At 73.4% G+C, this 16,266-nt stretch carries 16 protein-coding genes; 6 read left to right on the forward strand and 10 right to left on the reverse strand.

The window, feature by feature from the left end; all coding sequences use genetic code 11:
- Position 1 precedes the first annotated feature (1 nt).
- Positions 2–868: an HpcH/HpaI aldolase/citrate lyase family protein gene (locus BM223_RS02415; RefSeq protein WP_038681926.1), complete on the reverse strand. Its 867-nt coding sequence runs from the start codon at positions 866–868 to the stop codon at positions 2–4.
- The gene (locus BM223_RS02420; protein ID WP_038681925.1) at positions 868–1,953 is read right to left on the reverse strand and encodes an HpcH/HpaI aldolase/citrate lyase family protein; all 1,086 of its coding nucleotides are present in this window, start codon (positions 1,951–1,953) and stop codon (positions 868–870) included. Before BM223_RS02420 ends, BM223_RS02415 begins: the two co-directional genes overlap by 1 nt.
- Positions 1,954–2,039: 86 nt before the next feature.
- On the opposite strand from BM223_RS02420, the gene BM223_RS02425 reads away from it, so the two are divergent.
- The gene (locus BM223_RS02425; RefSeq protein WP_038685362.1) at positions 2,040–2,339 is read left to right on the forward strand and encodes a hypothetical protein; all 300 of its coding nucleotides are present in this window, start codon (positions 2,040–2,042) and stop codon (positions 2,337–2,339) included.
- On the opposite strand, the gene BM223_RS02430 is transcribed toward BM223_RS02425, so the two are convergent.
- From BM223_RS02430 to BM223_RS02440, 3 genes are read right to left on the reverse strand one after another with little or no spacing between them, the layout of a single operon-like run.
- Positions 2,275–2,793, reverse strand: coding sequence for a DnaJ family domain-containing protein (locus BM223_RS02430; protein WP_038681924.1), 519 nt, complete (start codon positions 2,791–2,793; stop codon positions 2,275–2,277). The two genes, BM223_RS02425 and BM223_RS02430, sit on opposite strands and share 65 nt — an antisense overlap.
- Positions 2,794–2,800: 7 nt before the next feature.
- Positions 2,801–3,604 carry a poly(3-hydroxyalkanoate) depolymerase gene (gene phaZ / locus BM223_RS02435; protein WP_052139045.1) on the reverse strand — a complete coding sequence of 268 codons (804 nt, stop codon included), beginning with the start codon at positions 3,602–3,604 and terminating at the stop codon, positions 2,801–2,803.
- Positions 3,605–3,614: 10 nt separating this feature from the next.
- Positions 3,615–5,306, reverse strand: coding sequence for a PHA/PHB synthase family protein (locus tag BM223_RS02440; protein WP_038681921.1), 1,692 nt, complete (start codon positions 5,304–5,306; stop codon positions 3,615–3,617).
- A 106-nt stretch (positions 5,307–5,412) separates the two neighbouring features.
- Here BM223_RS02440 and BM223_RS02445 point away from each other — a divergent pair, with 106 nt between their 5' ends.
- Positions 5,413–6,594, forward strand: a complete 1,182-nt coding sequence (locus BM223_RS02445) for a PucR family transcriptional regulator (protein ID WP_158510232.1) — start codon at positions 5,413–5,415, stop codon at positions 6,592–6,594.
- 69 nt (positions 6,595–6,663) lie between these two features.
- Here the strand turns inward: BM223_RS02445 and BM223_RS02450 are convergent, their stop codons facing one another.
- Together BM223_RS02450 and BM223_RS02455 are read right to left on the reverse strand one after the other, a co-directional pair.
- Positions 6,664–7,959, reverse strand: a complete 1,296-nt coding sequence (locus tag BM223_RS02450; protein WP_075018449.1) for an ArsB/NhaD family transporter — start codon at positions 7,957–7,959, stop codon at positions 6,664–6,666.
- Complete coding sequence (locus BM223_RS02455) at positions 7,956–8,432, reverse strand: TrkA C-terminal domain-containing protein (RefSeq protein WP_038681919.1); 477 nt, start codon at positions 8,430–8,432, stop codon at positions 7,956–7,958. Before BM223_RS02455 ends, BM223_RS02450 begins: the two co-directional genes overlap by 4 nt.
- 529 nt (positions 8,433–8,961) lie before the next feature.
- On the opposite strand from BM223_RS02455, the gene BM223_RS02460 reads away from it, so the two are divergent.
- Together BM223_RS02460 and BM223_RS02465 are read left to right on the forward strand one after the other, a co-directional pair.
- The gene (locus BM223_RS02460; protein WP_235319061.1) at positions 8,962–9,930 is read left to right on the forward strand and encodes a sensor histidine kinase; all 969 of its coding nucleotides are present in this window, start codon (positions 8,962–8,964) and stop codon (positions 9,928–9,930) included.
- The gene (locus BM223_RS02465) at positions 9,927–10,583 is read left to right on the forward strand and encodes a response regulator (protein ID WP_038681915.1); all 657 of its coding nucleotides are present in this window, start codon (positions 9,927–9,929) and stop codon (positions 10,581–10,583) included. Before BM223_RS02460 ends, BM223_RS02465 begins: the two co-directional genes overlap by 4 nt.
- A gap of 17 nt (positions 10,584–10,600) precedes the next feature.
- On the opposite strand, the gene BM223_RS02470 is transcribed toward BM223_RS02465, so the two are convergent.
- A complete protein-coding gene (locus tag BM223_RS02470) occupies positions 10,601–11,509 on the reverse strand; it encodes an ABC transporter substrate-binding protein (protein ID WP_200887021.1) in 909 nt (302 codons plus the stop codon).
- Positions 11,510–11,603: 94 nt separating this feature from the next.
- On the opposite strand from BM223_RS02470, the gene BM223_RS02475 reads away from it, so the two are divergent.
- Together BM223_RS02475 and BM223_RS02480 are read left to right on the forward strand one after the other, a co-directional pair.
- A complete protein-coding gene (locus BM223_RS02475) occupies positions 11,604–12,596 on the forward strand; it encodes a FecCD family ABC transporter permease (RefSeq protein ID WP_200887020.1) in 993 nt (330 codons plus the stop codon).
- Positions 12,597–12,604: 8 nt separating this feature from the next.
- Positions 12,605–13,585, forward strand: coding sequence for a FecCD family ABC transporter permease (locus BM223_RS02480; RefSeq protein ID WP_200887019.1), 981 nt, complete (start codon positions 12,605–12,607; stop codon positions 13,583–13,585).
- Between the two features lie 14 nt (positions 13,586–13,599).
- On the opposite strand, the gene BM223_RS30010 is transcribed toward BM223_RS02480, so the two are convergent.
- Both BM223_RS30010 and BM223_RS02490 read right to left on the reverse strand, forming a co-directional pair.
- Positions 13,600–15,579: an ABC transporter ATP-binding protein gene (locus BM223_RS30010; protein ID WP_038685356.1), complete on the reverse strand. Its 1,980-nt coding sequence runs from the start codon at positions 15,577–15,579 to the stop codon at positions 13,600–13,602.
- A complete protein-coding gene (locus tag BM223_RS02490; protein WP_038681911.1) occupies positions 15,579–16,229 on the reverse strand; it encodes a nitroreductase family protein in 651 nt (216 codons plus the stop codon). Before BM223_RS02490 ends, BM223_RS30010 begins: the two co-directional genes overlap by 1 nt.
- Between the last annotated feature and the right edge of the window lie 37 nt (positions 16,230–16,266).

Genomic DNA, 16,266 nt, shown 5'->3' on the forward strand with positions numbered 1-16,266 from the left:
GTCAGGCGGACAGCGCCGAGATCGCCGCGTGGATCGAGAGCGTCCGCTCCGCCGACTCCACGTGCAGGCTCTCGACCATCTTGCCGTTGTAGGTGACGACGCCCGAGCCCTTGCCGTCCTCCCAGGCCTGGATCAGCCCGCGGGCGTCCTCGACCGCCTGCTCGGACGGCGCGAACGCGGTGTTGGCGCCCTCGACCTGGCCGGGGTGGATGAGGGTCTTGCCGTCGAAGCCCATCTGGCGGCCCTGCTCGCACTCGGCGAGGAAGCCGTCGAGGTTCTTCACGTCGTTGTAGACGCCGTCGACGATGACGATGCCGGCCGCGCGCGCGGCCAGCAGGGCCAGGCCGAGGCCGGTGATGACGGGCTGGCGGCCGGGGACGTGCTCGGCGTAGAGCTCCTTGACCAGGTCGTTGGTGCCCATCACGAAGCCGGTGAGCCGGTCCGAGGCCTGCGCGATCGACAGCGCGTTGAGCATGCCGATGGGGGTCTCGACCATCGCCCACAGCGTGGTCTTCTCGGGCGCCCCGGCGGCCTCGAGGGCGGCGACGAGCTGGCGGACCTCGTCGGCGGAGTTCACCTTCGGCACCAGGACGACGTCCGGCCCGGCCGCCGCGGCGGCGGTGATGTCGTCGTCGTGCCACTCGGTGCCGATGCCGTTGACCCGGATGATCAGGTGGCGGCTGCCGTACTCGCCGGACTGGACGGCGGCAGCGGCGGCGGCGCGAGCGCCCACCTTCGCGTCGGGGGCGACGGCGTCCTCGAGGTCGAAGATGATCGCGTCGGCGGGGAGCGTCTTCGCCTTCTCGAGCGCCCGCTCGTTGGAGCTGGGCATGTAGAGGACGGAGCGCAGCGGCTTGAACTCGGACATCAGGCGGTCACCTCGATCGCGTCGTAGGTCTTCTTGAGCTCGGGGTCGATCTCGGCGAGCTGCTCGGCGAGCGCGACGAGCACGAGGCACTGCTTGAGCGAGGCGTCGTCCTCCATCTTGCCGTCGATCATGACCGCGCCGGTGCCGTCGCCCATCGCGGCGACCACGCGGCGGGCGTGGGCGATGTCCTCGACGCTGGGGGAGAAGACGCGGTTGGCGATCGCGATCTGCTTCGGGTGCAGCGACCAGGTGCCGACGCAGCCGAGCAGGAAGGCGTTGCGGAACTGGTCCTCGCACGCGACGACGTCGGCGATGTCGCCGAACGGGCCGTAGTACGGGTAGATCCCGTGGGTTGCGCACGCGTCGACCATCTTGGCGATCGTGTAGTGCCACAGGTCCTGCTGGAAGATCGCGCGCTGGGCGTCGATCTGGCTGTTGCCCTCGGCGTCGCGCGGCGGGTCCTGGCGGACCAGGTAGCCGGGGTGGCCGCCCCCGACGCGGGTGGTCTTCATCTTGCGGTCGGCCGCGAGGTCGGCCGGGCCGAGCGAGAGCCCCTGCATGCGCGGGGACGCGCCGCAGATCTCCTCGACGTTGGCGACGCCGCGCGCGGTCTCGAGGATCGCGTGGATCAGGATCGGCTTGGTGATGCCGGCCTTGGCCTCGAGCTGGGCGAGCAGCCGGTCGACGTAGTGGATGTCCTCGGCGCCCTGCACCTTCGGCACCATGATGACGTCGAGCTTCTCGCCGATCGCGGGCACGAGCGTGGTCAGGTCGTCGAGCACCCAGGGGCTGTCGAGCGCGTTGATCCGGGTCCACAGCTGGGTCGGGCCGAAGTCGGTGGCCTGGGCGATCTTCACCAGGCCCTCGCGGGCGGCGACCTTGTTGTCCGCCTTGACGGCGTCCTCGAGGTTGCCGAGCAGCACGTCGACGGTGCCGATCATCCCGGGGATCTTCGCGGCCATCTTCTCGTTGCTCGGGTCGAAGAAGTGGATGGCGCGGCTCGGCCGGGCGGGGATCTCGCGCAGCGGGAGCGGCGCTCCCACGGCGAGCGGTCGGAAGAAGTCCTTGGCGCTCTTGTGGCTCACGGATCGACAACCTACCGGCGAGTCACCCCCGGCGGCATATGACTCATCTCTCGCCGAGACGCCAGGACCGCCGTAGCGTGGCGCGGGTGACGCCCGAGGAGGTCGACGACTTCGCGCGCTCCCTGCCCGGCTGCAAGCGCAAGGGGACGACGGCCCACCCCGCCTGGTACGTCGACGACCGGCTCGTCGCCCGCCTGGTCGCCCCGGACGAGCTCGTCGTCCGGGCCGGGCTCGCCGAGCGCGAGCAGCTGGTCGCCGCGCACCCCGAGACGTTCGGCGTCCCGCCGCGCTACGAGGGGCACCGCAAGGTCCAGGCGATGCTCAGCGGCGACGCCGGAGCCATCCGCGCCGCCCTGCGCGCGGCGTGGGAGCTGCAGCGGCGCTGACCTCGGCGGCCCGGGCGGCCCGGCGCGCGTCCTGCCGCTCGCGCCAGGCGGCGACCGTCGCGTCGACGTCGCGCGGCATGGTGATGAGCGGCGGCCCGTCGACGGGCGTGTAGCGGGCCCGGATGACGCGGGCGTTGAAGTCCTCGACGAACGCGCGGACCTCGCGCTCGGAGCCCATCCGGTCGAGGGCACCGTCGAGCTCGGCGTCGTCCTTGCGGAGCTGCAGCGCCGGCGGCAGGACGGCGATCCGCTCGCGCTCGACCAGCCGCTTGACCCACCAGTCCGGGTCGTGGGTCTCGCCGAGGCCCTCGAGGGGCTTGCCGGCACCGGGCAGGTGGTCGAACTCGCCGCGCTCCATCGCCTGCCGCACCTGGACGTCGACCCAGGTCTGCTGCTGCTCGATCCGGGCGCGGGCCGCGGCCTTCTCCGCGCGTCGGTCCGGCTGCTCCTCCATCCCTCGACTATGCCGCGGGGCGCAAGAAGCCGGCAATGACGGGGGCCAGCGCGGCGGCGCTGGTGACGAGCCCGAGGTGGCCGTCGGCGTAGACGTGCAGGCGCGCGTCGGGCAGCAGCGCGCGCATGATCCGGGCGTTGACGAGCGGGATGATCGGGTCGTCGTCGCCGGCCAGGATCAGCGTGGGCTGCCGGATGAAGGGGAGGGCGGGCAGGCTCGACCAGCCGGCACCGGCCAGCAGCTGCAGGACGTAGCCGCGCCGCGAGCCCACCCGGGACTGGTCGTGCATGAGCCGGCGGACGTCGTCGGGGCGGTCGCGCATCTGCCCGCCGTACAGCTCCGCGGCGACCTGGACGGCGTACTCGGCGTCGCGGTAGCGCTGCGGCGTCACCATCTTGCGCAGCACGCGCGGGGACGCGGGCACCATCAGCGAGCCGGTGGCGGTGCTGACGAGCACGAGCCGGCGACAGCGGCGCGGTTGCTGGAAGGCGATCTGCTGGGCGAGCCCGCCGCCCCACGAGATGCCGAGGACGTCGTACTCGTCGTAGCCGAGCTGGGCCATCATCCGGCCGACGCCGTGGGCCAGGAGGGGGAAGTTGTAGGGGAGTCGCGGGTTCGGGGAGCCGCCGACGCCGGGCACGTCGAAGCGGACGACCCCGATCCGCGGGTCGAGCGCGTCGACGAACGGCTGCAGCAGGTCGAGGCTCGCGCCGATCCCGTTGCAGAGCAGGAGCGGCGGCCCGGGCTCGGTCCCCGCCCGTACGTCGGCCCGGACCTCGTGCCCGAGGACGGTGAGGTGACGCAGTGCCATCACCGGGCCGTCACTTGTCGAAGACGTAGGTGCCGGGAGCGTCGGCCAGCGGCCGCAGCCGGGTCGAGCCGGGCTCCTTCGGCGCGGGCACGCGCTCGCCGCACCGCTCGTCGAGCCAGTCCGACACGTCCGTCCACCAGCTGCCCTGGTGCGTCTGCGCCCCCTTGAGCCACGCGGTGGCGTCCGGGCCGTGCTCGTCGTTGGTGTGGAAGGTCGCCTTGGGGTTGCCCGGCGGGTTCACCAGCGCGGCGATGTGACCGCTCGTCGAGAGGATGAACCGGCTGTCGCCGCCGAGCAGCTGCGTGGTGCGGTAGCAGTTCTCCCACGGCGTGATGTGGTCGGCGATGCCCGCCACGACGTAGCTGTCGACGGTGACCGCGCCGAGGTCGATCGGCACGCCCAGCACGCTCAGCGAGCCCGGCCGGGTGAGCTGGTTCTCCATCGCGAGGTCGACGAAGTCGGCGTGCAGGCCGGCCGACATCCGCGTGGTGTCGGCATTCCAGAACAGGATGTCGAAGGCCGGCGGCCGCTTGCCGAGCAGGTAGTTGTTGACCCAGTAGTTCCAGATCAGGTCGCTGGGCCGCAGCCACGCGAACACCTCCGCGAGCGCGCGCCCGTCGAGGTAGCCCTTCCTCGCCGAGCGGGCCTTGGCCAGCGCGGCGAGCCGCGGGTCGGTGAGCGCCTCGACCGTGCCGGCACCGGCGTTGTCGATCACCGTGACGGCGAGGACGAGCGCGGCGAGCCGGTCCTGCCGGCCGATCCCGGCGAGGTACGCCGCCACGATGCTCGCCAGGATGCCGCCGGAGCAGACGCCGCCCAGCACGGTCCGGCTGCTCCCGGTGACCTCCTCGACCGCGTCCAGTGCGTCGAGGATCGCGCGGACGTACGTGTCGAAGTCCCAGGCCGCGTGCCGGCTGTCGGGGTTGCGCCACGAGATGACGAACATCTGCCGCCCCTGCTGGACGCTGTGCTCGATCAGGCTGCGTCCCGGTGCGAGGTCGATCGCGTAGAACTTGTTGATCGTCGGCGGGACGACGAGCACCGGCACCTCGGAGACCTCGTCGGACTGCGGTGCGTACTGGATCAGCTCGAGCACCTCGTTGCGGAACACCACGGAGCCGGGCGTGGCCGCCACGTTCTCGCCGAGCGTGAAGCCGGACGTGTCGACCATGTCGGGGATCCGCGGCGCGGAGGCCAGGTCCTTGACCAGCTGGGCGGCGCCGCGGGCCAGGCTCAGGCCGGCGGTGTCGACGACGGCCTTGGCCGAGGCCGGGTTGACCAGCGGCACGTTGCTCGGCGACATCGCCTCGACGACGTTCTCCAGCAGGAACCGGACCCGCTTGCGGTCGCGCGGGTCGAGGCCGGCGTCGTCGACGAGCTGGTCGAGGGTGCGCCCGCTCGCGAGGTAGAGCTGGACCAGGCGGCGCAGCAGCGGGTTGTCGGACCAGCCCGCGTCGGTGAACCGCCGGTCGCCGCGGCGCGGCGCGAGGTCGGAGGCGCCGGCCGCGATCCGGGCCGCCTCACCCGCGAGTGAGCCCAGGCGGCGTGCGGTCGTGCGCGGCCGGCGGGCCAGGGCGAGCGCCCACTTCGCGGTGGACGCGTCGGGCACGAAGCGGCGGAAGGGGCCGAGCGCGGCGTCGACGAGCAGGACGTCGAGCGGCGCGGCGGCGTCGGCCAGGCGCGGGGCGGTCGCAGTGGTCATGACCCAAGGTTCCGCCCGGAGGCCGGGGGAGCGCTTCGGCCGGCGGCACCGAGATTCCCGGCGATCGGCTGTGCGCCAGCACAACGCGCGGCCTACCCTCGGTGCTGTGAGTGGATCCGACGTGAGCCCCGAGGTGCGCAAGCTCAGCGCCCGGCTGCTGCCGGAGGCGGCCCAGCTGGGGGCGGCGATGGCCGAGCGGATCCGGTCCGAGATCCCCGTCTATGAGGCCGGCGAGGTGGTCTCCCACGACGAGCTGACCGCGTCGTGCACGGTCAACGCCCGCTACATCCTCGGCAACCTCGCGGGCGACGTCGCGCCGGCCGAGACGCCCACCGAGACCGGCACCACGCGCGCCGAGCAGGGCGTGCCGTACGCCGTCGTGCTGCAGGCGTTCCGGGTCGGCTCCCGGTTCATCTGGGAGGTGCTCGTCGAGCGCGCCGACCCGGAGGACCGCGACCGGCTCCTCCTCGCCGCCGCCGACATCTGGGCGGTCAGCGACCAGCTCGCGGCCGACGTCACCGACGCCTACCGGCGGGCCATGGCCGACCGCGCCCGCCGCGACGGCCAGATGCGGTCGGTGCTCGTCGGCTCTCTGCTCGACGGCGACGCCGACGCGACGGCGTACGTCGGCGAGACGGCCGGGATGCTCGACCTCGGCCAGGCCACCGACTACGTCGTGGTCTCGGCCGAGTCGCCGGCCCCCGGCAGCGAGGGGCTCCCGGACGTCGAGCGGGCGCTGCGCGCCCGCAACGTCCGCTCGGCCTGGCGGCTCGGGCACGACCACCAGGAGGGCGTCGTCGCGCTGCGACTCGGATTCGGCGCCGACCACCTGGTCGAGCTGCTCACCGGACTGGCCCGCGCCCGGGTCGGCGTCAGCACCGTGGTCGGCCGGCTCGACGAGATCCAGGAGGCCCGTCGCCAGGCCCGCGTCGCGTGCGCCGCGGTCTCGCCCGGCGAGTCCGCCGTGGGGCGCTTCGGCAGCGACCCGCTCGCCGTCCTCCTGGCGAGCAGCCCGGAGCAGGCCCGGACCCTGGTGGACGCCGTCCTCGCGCCGGTCCTCGCGCTGCCCGAGGAGGACCGGACGATCGTCTTCGAGACCGCCCGCGCCTGGCTGGCCGCCGGTGGCTCGACGTCCACCGCCGCGCAGGCCCTCCACGTGCACCGCAACACCGTCCGCTACCGGATCCGCCGGCTCGAGGAGGTCACCGGCCGCGACCTCGCCCGCCCGGTCGACGCCGCCGAGCTGTACGTCGCCCTGGAGTGCGTCCGCATCCTCGGGCTGGGCTGATCGTCGTACCGGACAATTTGGTCGTGAAATCGGCTAATTGACGACCGAATTGTCCGGTACGACAGGGGGTCAGGCCAGCGCGAAGTAGCGCAGGTACACGTAGAGCCAGGCCACCAGCAACGTCATCACGGTGACGACGACGCCGTACTTCGTGAACTGCCAGAAGCTGATCGGCTCGCCGGCCTTGGCGGCGATGCCGAGCACCACCACGTTGGCGCCGGCGGCGACGGCGGTCGCGTTGCCGCCGAGGTCGGCGCCGAACACGAACGCCCACCACAGGGGGCTGTCGGCGCCGGAGGCGGCGGTCGAGGCGACCATCTCCTCGACGATCGGGACGGTGGCGGTCGTGTAGGGGATGTTGTCGACGAACGCGCCGACCACACCCGAGCCGAAGAGCAGCGCGGTCGCGGCGAGCAGCTCGCGGTCGCCCATCGCCTCGGCGGCGACCTCGCTGATCCGGCCGATGACGCCGACCTGGACGAGCGAGCCGACCAGGACGAAGAGCGCCATGAAGAACGCGAGCGTGCCCCACTCGACCTCCTCGAGGAACTCCTCGGGCTCGGTGCGCGAGACCAGCACGGTCGCGCCGGCGCCCAGCATCGCGACCATGGACGGGTCGAGGTGCAGCACCGTGTGCAGGCTGAACGCGACCATCACCAGGCCGAGCACCACCAGGCAGCGCACGAGCATCCGCATGTTGGTGATCGCGTCGCGGGGATGCAGGTCGCCGAGCACGTCGCTGACGTCGACGACCTCGCCGAACGACTTGCGGAACAGCCAGCGCGCCATCACGACGAACAGCACGAGCAGGATGACGGTCAGCGGCAGCGAGTGGACGAGGAAGTCGTCGAAGGTCAGCCCCGCGCGGCTGCCGATGATGATGTTGGGCGGGTCGCCGATGAGCGTCGCGGTGCCGCCGATGTTGGAGGCGAGGATCAGCGAGATCAGGTACGGCGCCGACGGCAGCCCGAGCTGCCGGCAGACCGAGATGGTGACCGGCGCGACCAGGAGCACGCACGTCACGTTGTCGAGGATCGGGGCGACCGTCGCGCTGATCAGCACCAGCAGGACGAGCAGCCGGTACGGATGGCCGCCGGACTTGCGAGCGGCCCACAGCGCCAGGAACTCGAAGAGCCCGGTCTGCTTGAGGACGCCGACGATCACCATCATCCCGAAGAGCAGGAAGATGACGTTCCAGTCGATGCCGGTCTCGTGGTCGAAGAACGCGGACTGGGCGTCGACCAGGCCGATCACCGCCATCGCGGCGACGCCGCCGAGCGCGGCCGCGACGCGGTGCACGCGCTCGGTGGCGATGAGGGCGTAGGCGACGATGAAGATGGACAGGGCGGCGGAGGTGAGGATCACGCCGCGGACCTCCGCACGCCGAACGCCTCGGCGCTCGTGCTCGGCTCGAGCGACTCGTACCAGCCGGCCAGCCGGCCGTAGCGGCTCACCGCGCGCAGCCGGTCCTCGACCTCGCCGACCTGGTCGCGCGCCGCGACCGCCAGCACCTGGTCGCCCTCGCGGAAGGTGGTGCGCCCGGTCGGGACCAGCGCGTCCCGCCCCCGGGTGACGAGCGAGATCGCCGCCCCGGCGGGCAGCCGGAGCTCGTCGACCTCGACGCCGGCCAGCCGCGACTCGGGCTCGACCTCGAACCGCAGCAGGACGGCGTCGAGCCGGTCGAGCGTCGCGAACCCGATCGACACCTTGTGCACGAAGCTGCCCTTCTCGGCCCAGCGCGGCTGCCGTCCCCGGCCCACCGCGAGCCCGATCGCGAACCCGATCGCGGCGCAGAGCATGCCGACCGCGACGGCCAGCTCGACCTCAGCGGCGCCCATCCGGTCGACCTCCCTCGTCGGGCTCGGCGGACGGCGAGGCCAGCAGGTGCTCGCACGCGATCACGTCGACGGCGAGCAGCTCGGCGCCGAGGCTGCGCAGGGGGGGCGCGCACGGCGTCCTCGACCTCGAGGAGCCGGGGACCCAGGCCGGCGTCGAGCACGGCGAGCTCCTGGCGCCGTACCCAGTCGGCGGTGGCGGGGACGACGAGCGCGAGCGTGATCCGCTCCAGGTCGTCGTCGGGAAGGTCGGGGAAGGGGGACGACAGCCGGGCCTCGAGCAGCACCCGCAGGTCGGCGGCGTCGGCGGTCCGCGCCCGCACGGTCAGGGGGACGACGTGCAGTGCCTGGGTGCCGCTGCCCTCACCCCGTGGGGGTGATCCGTCGTCCCGTACGGCGAGCAGTCGGCCCAGGGAGCGCCGGAGTCGGGTGAGGGTCAGCGGCATGTCTCCAGGCTTCCTGGCGGCGGCGCCCGGCGGTATGGGGTCCAGCCCCCATTTCCTCGCGCGCCCGCGTCGGGGAGGGTAGGGGAGTGCGGCTGCTCAACACGTCCCTGTACTGGAAGGTCTGCCTGATCAACGGTGCCGTGCTGGGCGCCGCCACGGCCGTGCTGCTGTTCTCGCCCGCCCGGGTCTCGCGCCAGGCCGTGGTCTCCGAGGCGATCGTGCTCGTCGTCGGCCTGGGCCTCGTCCTCGTCGTCACCGCCGCCCTGCTGCGCAGCGCGCTCGGTCCGGTCGACCGGGTGATCCGCGAGATGGCGACCGCCCAGCTCGGCGGCGAGGAGCGCCGGCCCGAGCCCGGTACCGGAGGCGACGGGCCGGGCGACCAGCTGGTCCGCAGCTACCACGCGATGCTCGAGCGCCTGGAGCGCGAGCGTCGCTCCAGCAGCGCCCGGGCACTCGCCGCGCAGGAGGCCGAGCGGCACCGGATCGCCCGCGAGCTGCACGACCAGATCGGCCAGAACCTCACCGTCGTCCTGCTCGGGCTCAAGCAGCTCGAGGACCGCGTCCCCGCCGAGCTCCAGGGCGAGCTGGCGCTGGTGCGCGAGACCGCGCGCACCGGCCTCGACGACGTGCGACGGGTCGCGCGCGAGCTGCGCCCCGGCGTCCTCGACGACCTCGGCCTGCACGCCGCGCTCGCCGCGCTCACCACCGACGTCGCCGCGCACGGCGGGCCGGCGGTGCGCCGTACGTTCGGCCCGGGGCTGCCCGACCTCGGCCACGACGTCGAGGTGGTCGTCTACCGCGTCGCGCAGGAGGCGCTGACCAACGTCGTGCGCCACGCCGGCGCCAGCCGGGTCGACCTGTCCCTGCTCCGGCTGGGCCACGAGGTGGTGCTCGAGGTCGCCGACGACGGCCGCGGGCTCGGCCCGGCCCCCGCCGACCGGGGCGGCACCGGCCTCGACGGCATGCGCGACCGCGCCGCCCTCGTCGGCGGCACCGTCGAGCTTTACTCCGGCGAGCGGGGCACCACAGTCCGGCTCAAGGTGCCCGCCGCATGAGCGCCCCCATGATCCGGGTCCTCCTCGCCGACGACCACGCCCTGGTCCGCCGCGGCGTCCGCCTCATCCTCGAGCAGCAGCCCGACATCGAGGTCGTCGCCGAGGCCGCCGACGGGGCCGAGGTGATCGCGCTGCTGCGCCAGGTCGAGGTCGACCTCGTCGTCCTCGACATCGCGATGCCGATCATGACCGGCCTCCAGGCCGCCCGCGAGATCGCCCGCCGCCGCGAGCCCCCGCGCGTCCTCATGCTGTCGATGCACGACAACGAGCAGTACTTCTTCTCCGCCCTCAAGCTCGGCGCCAGCGGCTACGTCCTCAAGTCCGTCGTCGACGAGGACCTGGTCGAGGCGGTCCGCGCCGCCGTCCGCGGCGAGGCCTTCGTCTACCCCGGCGCGATGGGCGCCCTCGTCCGCGACTACCTCGACCGCCTCGCCCGCGGCGACCGCGTTCCCGAGACGGTGCTGACCCCGCGCGAGGACGAGGTGCTCAAGCTGATCGCCGAGGGCCGCTCGTCGCGCGAGATCGCGGGCCTGCTGTCGATCAGCGTCAAGACGGTCGAGAAGCACCGGTCGAGCATCCTGGCCCGGCTGGGGATGAACGACCGGACCCAGCTGACGCGGTACGCCATCCGGGCGGGGCTGATCGAGCCGTAGGCCTGGCCGGGCGTCGGTCAGCCGAGGAGCTTCTCGAGCTGGTCCAGCATGGTGGTCGCGCCGACGACGCCGATGCCGACCATCCAGGTCTCGTCCTCGACCGCGTGGGCCCGGCCCTCCGCGACGGCGGGGAGGTCTGCCCACAGGCCGGTCACGGTGGCCATGGTCGTCGCCTTCGGGTCGCCGCCGGGGTTGGCGAAGAAGATCACGTCGCCGTCGATCTCGTCGTAGCGCTCGGGGCTCAGCTCGACCATCGAGTACTCGTTCCAGTCGTGGTCGCCGAGCTCGAAGCCGACCTGCGCCAGGATCGAGCCGGAGAAGCTGTCGGGGCCGTAGAGGCGGAAGTTGTCGGGGCGGAAGCGGACCACGGACGCCGTCTTGCCCTGTGCGCCGAGGGTGGTGCCGACGGCCGCGGCGCGACGCGCGAGGTCGTCGAGGAGGTGCTCCATGTCGGGGCTCCGGTCGAGAGCGGCCGCGGTGGTCCGGGCCTGCTCCTGCCAGTCGGTGCCGGAGTTCTCCGAGAAGACCGTGGGCGCGATGGCGGACAGCTCGTCGTAGATCGCCTCGTGGCGCACCTTCGAGCCGATGATCAGGTCGGGGGCGAGGTTGGCGATCGCATCGATGTCCGGCTCGGCGGTCAGGCCGACCACCTCGGTGTCGGCCACCGCGTCGCCCAGGTAGCCGGGCAGACCCTCACCCGCACCCGACTCGGTCGCGCCGACCGGCGTCACGCCGAGGGCGACCAGCGCGTCGAGGTGGGGGGAGTCGATGACGACGACCCGCTCCGGCCGGGCGTCGATCCGGGTCTCGCCCAGCGCGTGCTCGACCGTGTACCCGCCGCCGTCGGCGCCCTGCCCCTCAGGGGACGATCCGCCGCAGGCGGCGAGCACCGTGGCGAGAACCGCCACCATGAGGGCGATGGACATCGGAAAGCGCCGAGAACGAGCAAGCATGGGAGCAGACGGTAGACGCGGCAACCATGGTTAGGCAAACCTATGTTGCTGTGCCTAGGGTGGCGCCGTGCTCCGCTCCGCTCTCGGGCTCGCCGGTGCCCTGACGCTCCTGGTGGCAGCCGTCGTGCTCAGCCTCGCGGTCGGTGCCCGGGCCATTCCGCCGCTCGACGTCCTGCGCGCCCTGCTCGGCCTCGGCGACCGCGACACCACCGCGATCGTCGGCGACCTCCGGGTCGGCCGGACCGTCCTCGGCCTGCTCTGCGGGGCGGCGCTCGGCGTCGCGGGGGTACTCATGCAGGCGCTCACCCGCAACCCGGTGGCGGACCCGGGCATCCTCGGCGTCAACGCCGGGGCCGCGCTCGGCGTCGTCGTCGGGATCGTGCTCACCGGTGCGCTCGGGGCGGCCACCACGCTCGGGTTCGCGCTGGTCGGCGCGGGCGTCGCGACCACCGCGGTGTTCGTGCTCGCGTCGTCCGCGGCGGTCGCGCTGTCGCCGGTCCGGCTGACCCTCGCCGGCGTGGCGATGGCGGCCGTGCTCACCGGCATCACGCACGCGCTGGTTCTCGTCGACGAGCAGGTCCTCGACACCTACCGCTACTGGCAGGTCGGCTCGCTGACCGCGCGCCGGGTCGGCGAGCTCGGCCTCGTCGTGCCGGTCGTCGTGGGGGCGGCGCTCGGCCTGGCGCTGGTGCTGGCCCGCTCGCTCGACGTCCTCGCGCTCGGAGAGGACGCCGGCCGCGCCCTCGGGATCGACCCGGACATCGTCCGCGCCGCCGGGCTGGTCCTCGTCACCGTGCTCTGCGGCACGGCCACCGCCCTGGCCGGCCCGATCTCGTTCGTCGGCCTGGTGGTGCCCCACGCCGTCCGGCTCGCCGTCGGCCCGGACCTGCGCCGGGTGATGGCGATCTCGCTGCTCACCGCCCCGGCCCTGCTGATCGCTGCGGACGTCGTCGGACGGGTGGTCGGGCGCGGCGCCGAGGTGCCGGTCGGCATCGTCGCCGCGTTCGTGGGTGCGCCGGTGCTCGTCGGCTTCGTGCTCGCCGGACGGCGGCTCTCATGAGAGACGCCGTGCGGCATCGCGGGTGGGTGGCGGCGCTCGCCGTCCTCGTGCTGGTCCTGCTGCTCGCGTCGCTGCGGCTCGGGGACTACACCGTGGGCTGGGGTGCGCTGGCCGACACCCTGCGCGGAGACCCACCCGACCGGATCACCCGCTTCTTCGTGCTCGAGCGACGGCTGCCGCGGGCTCTGGTCGCCCTCGTGGTCGGCGCCGGCCTGGCCACGGCCGGGGCTGTCTTCCAGGCGGTCACCCGCAACCCCCTGGCCAGTCCCGACGTGATCGGGGTGACGAGCGGCGCGTCGGCCGGAGCGGTCGTGGTGCTCCTCGTCCTCGGCGGATCGGCGACGGCGGCGTCCTGGGGAGCGCTGGCCGGCGCGCTCCTCGTCGCCCTGCTGGTCGGCGGGCTCACCGTGCGCAGCGGACTCCAGGGCGGCCGGCTGATCCTGCTCGGCATCGCGTTCGGGGCGCTCGCGAGCAGTGTCGTGGCCTACCTGCTCACCCAGGTCTTCGTCGCCAGCGCCGTCACCGCGCAGACCTGGCTCACGGGCACTCTCCAGGGCCGCGGCTGGGCCGAGCTGCGCCCCGTCGCGCTGGTGCTCCTCGTCGTCCTGCCCGTCGTGCTGGGGCACTCCTCGGCGCTGCGGATCCTCGAGCTGGGGGACGACGTCGCCCGCTCGCTCGGTGTCCGGGTCGATGCCGTGCGGGGGACCTTGCTCGCACTCGGCACGGTCCTGGTCGCCGCCGCCGTCGCCACGGCCGGTCCGATCTCGTTCGTCGCTCTCGTGGCACCCCACGTCGCACGGCTGCTCACCGGCACCGCCGCGATCCTCCCGGCCGCGCTCACCGGCGCCTGCCTGCTCGCCGCGGCCGACCTGGTGGCGCTCTACGCGTTCCCGGTGGCGGTCCCCGTCGGCGTCGTCACCGTGACGCTCGGCGGGATCTTCTTCGTGCTGCTGCTCTGGCGCGAGGGCCGCCGGTCCGCCGCGCGGTGAGCCGCTCGCCGCTCCTACAGCGGGACGTCCGCCCGCCGCGGGTCGCACCACGGCGCCCCGGCCGGGGTGCGCGAGAACTGCTCGTCGTAGAGCCGCTTGTAGAGGCCGCCGCTGCGCAGCAGCTCGACGTGGGTGCCGTGCTCGACCAGGCGCCCGTCCTCGAGCCCGAAGATGACGTCGGCCGACTGGATCGTCGACAACCGGTGCGCGATCGCGATGGTCGTGCGCGAGCGGGTGGCGCGCTCGAGGGCCTCCTGGACGAGGCGCTCGGTCTCGTTGTCGAGCGCCGAGGTCGCCTCGTCGAGGATCAGGATGGCGGGGTCCTTGAGCAGCACGCGGGCGATGGCGAGGCGCTGCTTCTCGCCGCCGGAGAGGCGGTAGCCGCGCTCGCCGGTGATCGTCTCGTAGCCCTCGGGGAAGCTCATGATCCGGTCGTGGATGTTGGCGTCCCGCGCGGCCTGCTCGATCTGGTCGGCGCTGGCGCCGGGGCGGGCGTAGGCGATGTTGTCGCGGATCGTGCCGTGGAAGAGGTAGGGCTCCTGGGTCACCATGCCGACGGCGTCGGCGAGCGACGACAGGGTGAGGTCGCGGACGTCGTGCCCGTCGATGAGGACGGCGCCCTCGGTGACGTCGTAGAACCGCGGCACCAGGTAGGTCGCCGTGGTCTTGCCGCTGCCCGAGGGGCCGACGATGGCGGCGAGCTGGCCGGGCTCGACGACCAGGGAGATGTCGTCGAGCGCCCAGCCGGTACCGGTGCCGGTCCCGGTGCCGGCCTCGGACTCTGGCTCGGCCTCGATCCGGACGCCGGACTCGCCGAACCGGTCGCGGTTGGTGGTGCCCGACAGCGCCCGCGGCTCCGGGTAGCGGAACCGGACGTCGCGCAGCTCGACCCGCCCCCGCACCCGGTCGGGGTCGAGGGCGACGGCGCCCGGCCGCTCGGTGATGGCGGGCTCGAGGTCGAGGTACTCGAAGATCCGGCGGAACAGCGCCAGGGAGGTCTGCACGTCGAGGCTGACCCGCATCAGCTGCAGCAGCGGCATCTGCAGCCGGCTCTGGAGCGTCGTGAAGGCGACCAGCGTGCCGGCGGTCAGCGAGTCGGCGCCGGCCGGGAGGGCGCCGGTGACGATCCAGCCGGCGACCAGGTAGATCAGCGCGGGGGTGATCGCGAAGAACACCTGCACGACGGCGAAGAACGTGCGGCCGGTCATCGCCTGCTCGACCTGGAGCCGGGTCTGGCGGCGGTTGGCCTCGCGGTAGCGGGCGACCTCCGACTCGGAGCGGTTGAACACCTTCGCGAGCAGGATGCCGCTGACCGACAGCGCCTCCTCGGTGATGGCGGTCATCTCCGACAGCGACTCCTGGGTACGGCGGGCCAGGCGCTGGCGCCGCCGTCCGACACGGAGCTGCAGCAGCACGAACAGCGGCATCACGACGAGCGTGAGGATCGTCAGCTGCCACGACAGCACGACCATCGACACGAACGCCGCCGACACGGTCACCGTGTTCTGCACGATCGTCGTCGCGGTGTCGGTCAGCACCGTGCGGACGCCGGCCACGTCGTTGGCCAGCCGGGACTGGATCGCGCCGGTCTTGGTCGCGGTGAAGAACGCGAGCTCCATCTTCTGGAGGTGCTCGAAGAGGTCGCCGCGCAGGTCGGCCATCGCGGAGTTGCCGACGGTCGAGGTCAGCCAGTTCTGCCCGATCCCGATGAGCGCGGTCGCGACCGGGATCGCGCACATCCCGGCGACCAGCCAGGCCAGCAGGTGCAGCCGCGGGGGACCGCCGTCGAGGGGGAAGAGCGCGTTGTCGAAGACCGCGCGGGTCAGGAAGGGCACGAGCGACTGCAGCGTCGCCGCGGCGACGACCGCGACGAGGACGAGCGCGATCTTGCTGCGGTAGGGCCGCAGCAGCCGCGCCACGCGCGGCAGCACCGGCTCGTCGCGGCGCAGGTCGCCCGGCTCGAGGTGGGTGATCACGGCACTCGGTCGCGGCATCAGGCCCACCCCGCTCCCCAGCGGCCGCGGTGGGCCACCTCGCGCCACGGCGTCCGCGGTCGCCGGCTCGCCGACCCGCGAGCGCCGGCGCCGGCGGCAGCGGCGGCAGCCGGGTGCCCGATCGTGATCGCGCCGATCGGGTGCGGCGCCTCGGCCTCGTCGGTGTCGACCAGCCCGAGCACGTCCTTGACCGCGTCGACCCGGGCCGGCACCAGCCCGAAGAAGCACGCGCCCAGCCCTGCGTCGGTCACGGACTGGAGCAGCAGGAGGGCGGCCATCGCGGTGTCGAGGTGCCAGTACGGCATCGCCCACCGGCTCTCGTCCCGGTCGTGGAGCCCGGCGCGGCGCTTGTCCGCCTCGGCGTACCGCTCGAGGTAGGCGTCCCGGCGGCTGCACGGCACGACCACCACGGGCGCGGTCATCATCCCGGCCAGCCAGCGGTCCGGTGCGCTCGTGTCGGCCTGCGCCTCCCAGAAGCCGCGGACGGCCGCGGGCGTGTCGAGGACGACGAACGCCCACCCCTGGGAGAAGCCCGCGCTCGGCGCCCGGGTCGCGTGGTCGAGCGCCCGCTCGAGCACCGCCGGGTCGACCGGGTCGGGCGCGTAGGCGCGCGTCATCCGGCGCCGGCGGACCACCTCTGCGAACTCCATCGCGGGCCATCATCGCACCCGCCCGGTCCTGCCGAAT

Origin of the sequence: Pimelobacter simplex, assembly GCF_900114845.1 — a bacterium.
Taxonomy (GTDB): domain Bacteria; phylum Actinomycetota; class Actinomycetes; order Propionibacteriales; family Nocardioidaceae; genus Nocardioides; species Nocardioides simplex.